Raw genomic sequence first — 6,405 nt, forward strand, 5'->3', positions numbered from 1 at the left:
GCGACGGCACCCGGCAGGCGACGTCTCACGTCGGCCCCTTCACTCGACATACGTCCTCGTTCCCCCTCGTGTGCGGTGTCGGCCGGGAGCCGGTGCTCTCCGACGCTCGGATACGGAGTCGTCGAAGCCCCCGCCCCGGTTCCCGGCCGGTCGTCGGCCCTACAACAGCGTTCCGGCCAGACCGGATCCGCTCTCGGGCACGGGCGGAACCGCGAACACGGCGCTCCCCTCGTGCCGGATGAACTCGTTCAGCGCGTCCGCGCCCTCGTCGAGGCTGGTCTGCACGGCCGTGAAACCCGACCTCGGATCGGCCTGCCAGGCGGTGAAGAGCAGGCCCGCCTGCCGGCGCCCCCCGGTGTCCCACCCCAGGTCGAAGTTGAACCCCCTGCGCAGCATCCGCGCGCCCAGGGTGCTCTCCGGGCTGGCGAGCCGGACGTGCGCGCGGCGCGGGATGACCGGTTCCCCGTCGTCGTCACGGGCGGCCAGGTCGGGTCGGTCGTCCTCGCCCTCGCCGCCCAGTGGTGCGCCGTCCGACAGGCGGCGGCCGATCACCGCCTCCCGTTCGCCGGTCTCCAGTGCGAACCAGTCGTCGAGCAGCATCCGGATGCGCCGCACCACGACGTAGGAGCCGCCGTCCATCCACGCCAGCGCCCCCTCGGGGTGCGCGGCCAGGACCTGGGAGTCGAACAGGGGCTCGGTCGGTTCCGGGTTGACCGTGCCGTCGACGCTGCCCATGAGGTTGCGCGGAGTGGCGGTGTGGTCCTCGGCGGTCACCGGTGAGCGCTGGAACCCGGGCAGGGCCCAGCGCACACGGACCCGGTCCCCGGCGCGGCGCAGCAGGTACTCGACGGCCGAGCTGACCACCACCGGGTCCTCCGCACCCACGTGCAGCATCAGGTCACCGCCGCACCAGGCGGGTTCGAGGTCGTCGGCGCCGAACTCCGGCAGGTCCTCCAGGTGGGGAGGGCGCCGGTCGGCCAGTCCCGCCCGCTCCAGAAGCGACCCGCCCAGGCCGACGGTGACGCCCAGGGAGGCGGGGCGCAGTCCCTCGGAGGGCGCGCCCTCGTCGACCGCGGCCAGCCCCCGCTCGTGTAGGGCGGCCGCCTCCCCGTGCCAGACGTCCAACACCTCCCGGGCGGACGCGCGCACGTCCGCCGCCTCCTCTCCCCGCACGTCCACGGCGAGCACCTGGACGTGCGCGGGCGTGGGGACGCGCAGAGCCGGAGGCCGCCCCGCCTCGGGGCCGCTCCGGGCACGCACGGAGGCGAGCGCGGACCCCTCGTCCGTACCGGCTCCGAGCGCGGCGGCGGAGGCGTACCCGCCCACGGCACCCGCGCCGAGCCCGGTGAGCCCCGCCGCGCCCGCGGCGGACAGCAGACCGCGCCGGGAGACGCGGCGACCCCCGCCCCGGACCTCGTTCCCGGGCTCCGGCGAGCCCCCGCTCCGGGCGTCGTTTCCGGGCTCGCGCGCGGTCTCACTCACAGCAGGTCGTCCCTGAGCGCCGGCAGGAGCTCGGCGATCCGGGCGGACTCGGTGCCCTCGTCGAACATGCCCGCCGCCCGTCCGTCGGGCAGCAGGACGACGATCCGCCCGCCGTGGGTGACCAGGTACCCGCCGTCGGTCTCCTCGGGCGCCTCGATGGCGATGCCGTAGTCGGCGGCGGCCTCGACCGTGGTGGCGATGTCGCCGCGCACGCCCTGGAACTCCGGGTCGAAGCGGTCCAGCCAGGAGCGCAGCTGCTCGTCGGTGTCCCGGGCGGGATCGGTCGAGACCATGACGACGTCGAAGTCCTGTGCGGTGTCGCCCGCCTCGTCCAGGGCCAGGTTGATGTCGGCCATGGTCATCGGGCACACGTCGGGGCAGCTGGTGTAGCCGAAGAAGAGCAGGGTGAGGCGGTCGTCGGCGACGTCGGCGAAGGTCCAGGGATCGCCGTCGACCGTGGTCAGCTCCGCGGTGGAGGCGGGCATCGGTTCGTCGGACAGGTCGAGGTAGTACTCGGCGTCCGACACGGAGGCTCCCGTGGAGCAGGCGGTGGTGAGGGCGAGGAGGGCCNCGGTGGCCCGCCAGTGTGCGGGCCGGAGGGGCCGGGGTGTCATCTGTCTCCTTGGTGGTGGGGCCGCGCGGGGGTCCCGCGCGGGGTCGTCGGTCCGGTCCGGGGCGCGCACGCCGGCGCGCCCCGGGGCGTCGGGGTCAGGCGGCCTCGCGCAGCAGGCGCAGCAGGTCGCGGCGCCCGCGTGCCACCCGGGACCGGACCGTGCCGATGGGCACGCCGATGCTCCGGGCCGCCTCGGCGTAGGGGACCCCCTCGATCTGCGTGAGGACGAAGGCCCTCCGGCGGTCCTCGGGCAGCGCCCTCAGCAGGTCGAGGAGGGCCAGGTACTCGTCGAACCGCCCGGGGGCGGCCCCCGGCCCGACCCGCGACCAGTCGTCCGTGGACTCGTGGCGCGGGACGCGGCTGTGCGAGCGGTAGCGGTCGGCGACGGTGTGCCGGGCCACGGACAGCAGCCACGAACGCACCGGAGCCCGGCCCTCGTAGCGGGCCAGACCGTGCATGGCCCGGGAGAAGGTCTCCTGGGTCAGATCGTCGACCCAGGAGGGGTCCACGCGGCGCGCGATGAAACGCGCGACGTGGTCACGGGTCAACGAGAAGAGGGAGTTCATCTCCTCCATGCCGCCCTCCTTGGCCCGCAGGGCCAGGAGGGTCAGCTCCTCCCGCTCCGTGCGCCCGTCCGGGGACGGGGCGGGCCGGGAGGACACGTGTCCTTCCAAGGGTAGGGGGGGTCGGGTCTCGACGAACGCGGTCACGGGTGCTCCTTCGGTCACCACGCGCGGTCGGCGGACCGGCGGACGGCGGGGCCGTCCGCCGCGGCGACCGCGGGCGCGGGGGATGGCTCTGGCGTCGCGGTGGCGGACCACCGGTGCGTGGCGGCGCACGGCCGGAGCCTCGGGAGCGACCGCGTCGGGGACACGGGGCACGGCGCACGACGCTCCGCGCGGTGCCGGGTGGCAGCGCGGACGGAGGCCGTGTGCTGTGGTCGGGGGCGCCGGACGCTCAGGCGGTGCGCGGAGCCGGGGGAGGCCCCCGCAGGATCCGGGCGTACCGGAGGTAGGGAAGGAGGGGTTGGGAACGTCCCTCGTCGTTCCACGGTCCCCGGCCGATCGCGGGCTCGGGGAGGACCCGCACCCGCCCGAGGACGATCAGGAGCGGGAAGAGGGTGAGCGCCATGAAGCGCAGGAAGGCGAAGAGGGAGTTCTCCCCGCGATGCAGCCACCACGCGCTGAGCAGGGCCGCCATCACGTGCATGGCGAGCATCTGCCACGTCGACAGCGACCCGCCCGACGCGGCCTCCGCGACGTTGGCCGAGTAGGCCGCGGCGTCGGCAGCGAGGGAGGGGTTGTCGGCAGCGGCCAGGTGCGTGCCGTGACCGCCGCCCCAGAGCTGGGTGTAGCTGAACGCCAGGTGCAGGGCGAACTGGCCCCACAGCATCCAACCGGCCAGGACCAACGGGCCGTGGCGGCGTTTGGCGGCGGCCCAGGCCATGGCCATGACCACGACCACGCCGAGCAGGAGACCGGCGAGGGGGACGTCGTGCCCGGAGCTCAGTGCGTGCCCGTGCGCGGACAGGCTCGCGCACACCAGGGTGAACACCCCGGCGCGCAACGGGCGGCACGGCTGGCTCTCGGACATCTCCGTCCCATCGTCTCACCCCCTCCGGACGCGCCCGGACCGGGTCACCCGTGGGCTAGGTGACCGAGGTCGGGAACCCTCGCCGCCAGCCCTCAGCCCTCCGTGTCGGCGGGAGCGCAGGCGCACGCGGACGAACGCGCCGCGTCCAGCTCCTCGTCGGGTCGGCGCCGCTCCAGCAGCACGGTGTCGCGCCACACCCCGTGGTGGCGGGCGATCCGCTCACGCACTCCCAGCGTGCGGAAGCCCGCCGAGTGGTGCAGGGCCAGACCCGTCTTGTTCTCCGGGAAGATCGAGGACTGAAGCGTCCAGAGCCCGCCCGCGTCGGCCTCGGTGACCTGACGGTGGATCAGTGCCTTGCCGACCCCGCGCCCGCGCGCCCCCTCGGCCACGTAGACGGAGGTCTCCGCGACCCCGGAGTACGCCTTCCGGTCGGAGACCGGCGAGGCCGCCGCCCATCCGACGACGCGCCCGTCGGACTCGGCGACCCAGCGGTGGCCGGGCAGCCACCGGGCGTCCAGGTCGCGCGCGTCGGGCACCTCGGTCTCGAAGGTGGCGTGCCCGGTGGCGATGCCCTCCGCGTAGATCCGCAGCACGTCGTCGACGTCGTCCTCGGCCATCGCCCGGACGGTCACGTCCTCGGGCAGGTCGGTGGGGCAACAGGGTCGGGAGGACAACAGGCCCATCACGGCGTCGGCGGCGTGCGGCAGGCCGGTGCAGCAGGCCGGGTTGACCGCCACGTGCGTGGACGTGCCGACCTTGGCCAGGGTCACGAATCCCACGTCGGCGAGCTTGCGCAGGTGGTGGGAGACGGTGGGCTGACGCAGACCCACCGCGTCGGCCAGCGCGCCGACGCTGATCGGGGTGGGTGCGGCGGCCACGGCGTGCAGCAGGCGCACGCGCGCGGGCTCGGCCAGGCAGGCGAACCAGGAGGCGTAGGTCTCGGCGTCCTCGGAGCGCAGGGGCTCGGCGGCCGCCCGCGCCGGTGTCGTGGTGGTCATGTCCCCATTATCAACGATGGTCTATATCGACCACCATCGATACTGCTTTCATCGACCTCGATCTATGCAGTTCCCCCATGGAAGCCAGCCGACGAAGGGGAGCGCGTCATGGAGGAGCGCCCCGTCGTGGCGATCGGCGCCGGCCAGGCGCGCCGCTGACCGCCGACGGCGGGGTCGGGAGGCGGCCCGGACCTCAGCGCCGCCGCCTCCGGCGGATCGACGGCATCAGGAGCAGGCCGAGCAGCAGACCGGCCACGACGGCGCCCGTCAGGGTGGCCCACAGGGGCGCGGCCACGGAGACCATGAGGAAGTGGATCTCGGTCGACTGCAGGTTCTGCGCCACGAAGACGACGACGCCGATCAGGATGACCAGGGCCACCCAGACCCGGACGGGGATCCGTCCGAGCACGTTCCTCCGCTCCGGAGGCCCCTCCGCGGTCATCACGCCCTCCCCTCGTCCGACGGCACGGAGCCGTCCCCTGGGACCTGCCCGGCCGGCCCGCCCGTCCCGGGCATCAGAGGGTCAAGTCTCGGCCCGAACTCGACAGGTGGGCGCGGTCGTCATCCGCGCGCCTACCCGTCCGCCCTCTGGACGAGGAAGAACTCGTTGCCGAAGGGGTCGGTGAACCAGGTCGCCCGGTCGCCCCACGGCATCGTCTCGGGCGGCTGCTTGACGTTCACGCCCTTGGCCGTCAGCGCCTCGTAGTCGGCGTCTACGTCGTCGGTGAGGAGGGAGATGCCGCACAGCTGCGTCGCGGCCCCGGGCGGCTCCTGGCCGTATACCTCCGGCTGCCCCAGCACCAGCGCGGTCTCCGCCCCGCGCGGCGCCACGGTCAGCCACCGCATCGGACCCATGGTGTTGTCCTCGCGCTTCTCCCAGCCGAGCACGCCGACGTAGAAGCGCAGCGCCTCCTCCTGGTCGCCGACGAGGACGGTGGTCGAGTGCATCCTGCTGATCATGCGCCCAACCTACGCCGCGCACCCGTTTCCCCTCCTGTTCCACCAGCGCGTTTGCCCAGCCTTTGCCCCGCTGGCCGAGCGCGTGGGCGGGGAGGCCGTGTGTTCGCGGACTACGCGGCCCCCGTGGCCGTGACCGCTCAGGCCCCGTGTCGGTGCTCACGTGGCGTGTGCCCGTAGCGGACGCGGAAGGCGTCGTTGAAGGCGCTGAGCGACCCGAAGCCCGTCGCGTGGGCGATGTCGCTGACCGCACGTTTCGCCCAGTCCGGATGTCGGAGTCGGTTCGCGGCCCGTTCCAGTCGCAGTTCGCGGATCACCCGGGCGGGGGTCGTGCCCTCGCTCCGCAGCGCGTACTGGACCGAACGCAGCGACCAGCCCAGGATCCGGGCCAGGTCGGCAGGGGCGAAGGAGGCGTCGTCACAGTGCTGGCGGACCACGGCACGCGCCTGGGCCAGCAGGTCGTCCTCCGCGCTGGGGACGCCTCGCGACATCAGTCCCACCGCCGACTCGACGGTCCCGACGAACGATGACGCGTCCATGTCCCGCCACTGCAGCGACACCTCCCGCACCATCGCGGCGAAGACCGCGCCGACCCCCCGGTGCAGCTCCCACACCAACGGGTTGGCCGGTGACGCCGCGGGCCAGAGCCGTCGGGGCAGTGAGATGATCAGGGCGCGCGCCCGGTCGTCCTGCTCCAGGGTGAACCCCCGCTCCATGGAGACCACGGCCGCGCCCCCCGCCCCCAGAGAGTGGCTGGCGCCC

General features: G+C 74.1%; 8 protein-coding genes (1 of these 8 only partly in view). All 8 read right to left on the minus strand.

Going from position 1 to position 6,405, the window contains the following annotated elements; translation table 11 throughout:
* Positions 1 to 159: 159 nt before the first annotated feature.
* Positions 160 to 1,482, minus strand: coding sequence for a Dyp-type peroxidase (locus D471_RS0124385; RefSeq protein WP_017601036.1), 1,323 nt, complete (start codon positions 1,480 to 1,482; stop codon positions 160 to 162).
* Positions 1,479 to 2,096, minus strand: coding sequence for an SCO family protein (locus D471_RS0124390; RefSeq protein ID WP_017601037.1), 618 nt, complete (start codon positions 2,094 to 2,096; stop codon positions 1,479 to 1,481). The genes D471_RS0124385 and D471_RS0124390 overlap by 4 nt, the downstream gene beginning before the upstream one ends.
* Before the next feature lie 94 nt (positions 2,097 to 2,190).
* Complete coding sequence (locus D471_RS0124395) at positions 2,191 to 2,805, minus strand: sigma-70 family RNA polymerase sigma factor (protein WP_017601038.1); 615 nt, start codon at positions 2,803 to 2,805, stop codon at positions 2,191 to 2,193.
* Positions 2,806 to 3,052: 247 nt separating this feature from the next.
* Positions 3,053 to 3,688 (minus strand): hypothetical protein, encoded by a 636-nt coding sequence (locus D471_RS0124400; protein ID WP_017601039.1) that lies wholly within the window; start codon positions 3,686 to 3,688, stop codon positions 3,053 to 3,055.
* 92 nt (positions 3,689 to 3,780) lie between these two features.
* Entirely contained in the window at positions 3,781 to 4,686 is a 906-nt protein-coding gene (locus D471_RS0124405; protein ID WP_017601040.1) for a helix-turn-helix domain-containing GNAT family N-acetyltransferase, read from the minus strand.
* Positions 4,687 to 4,879: 193 nt separating this feature from the next.
* On the minus strand, positions 4,880 to 5,128 hold the full coding sequence (locus tag D471_RS0124410; protein ID WP_017601041.1) for a LapA family protein: 249 nt from the start codon (positions 5,126 to 5,128) through the stop codon (positions 4,880 to 4,882).
* Positions 5,129 to 5,259: 131 nt separating this feature from the next.
* Entirely contained in the window at positions 5,260 to 5,646 is a 387-nt protein-coding gene (locus D471_RS0124415; protein WP_017601042.1) for a VOC family protein, read from the minus strand.
* A gap of 137 nt (positions 5,647 to 5,783) precedes the next feature.
* Positions 5,784 to 6,405 carry the 3' portion of an AraC family transcriptional regulator gene (locus D471_RS35985; protein WP_017601043.1) on the minus strand. 281 nt of this gene lie beyond the right edge of the window, so only the last 622 of its 903 coding nucleotides appear in the window; its start codon lies off the right edge, out of view — the gene reads right to left on this strand; its stop codon occupies positions 5,784 to 5,786.

This window comes from Nocardiopsis lucentensis DSM 44048 (genome assembly GCF_000341125.1).
GTDB classification, from domain to species: domain Bacteria; phylum Actinomycetota; class Actinomycetes; order Streptosporangiales; family Streptosporangiaceae; genus Nocardiopsis; species Nocardiopsis lucentensis.

Bases quoted from the DNA above. Each gene is read 5' to 3' on its own strand.
- D471_RS0124400 (WP_017601039.1), bottom strand. From the start codon at position 3,688: ATGTCCGAGAGCCAGCCGTGCCGCCCGTTGCGCGCCGGGGTGTTCACC.
- D471_RS0124405 (WP_017601040.1), bottom strand. From the start codon at position 4,686: ATGACCACCACGACACCGGCGCGGGCGGCCGCCGAGCCCCTGCGCTCC.
- D471_RS0124410 (WP_017601041.1), bottom strand. From the start codon at position 5,128: ATGACCGCGGAGGGGCCTCCGGAGCGGAGGAACGTGCTCGGACGGATC.
- D471_RS0124415 (WP_017601042.1), bottom strand. From the start codon at position 5,646: ATGATCAGCAGGATGCACTCGACCACCGTCCTCGTCGGCGACCAGGAG.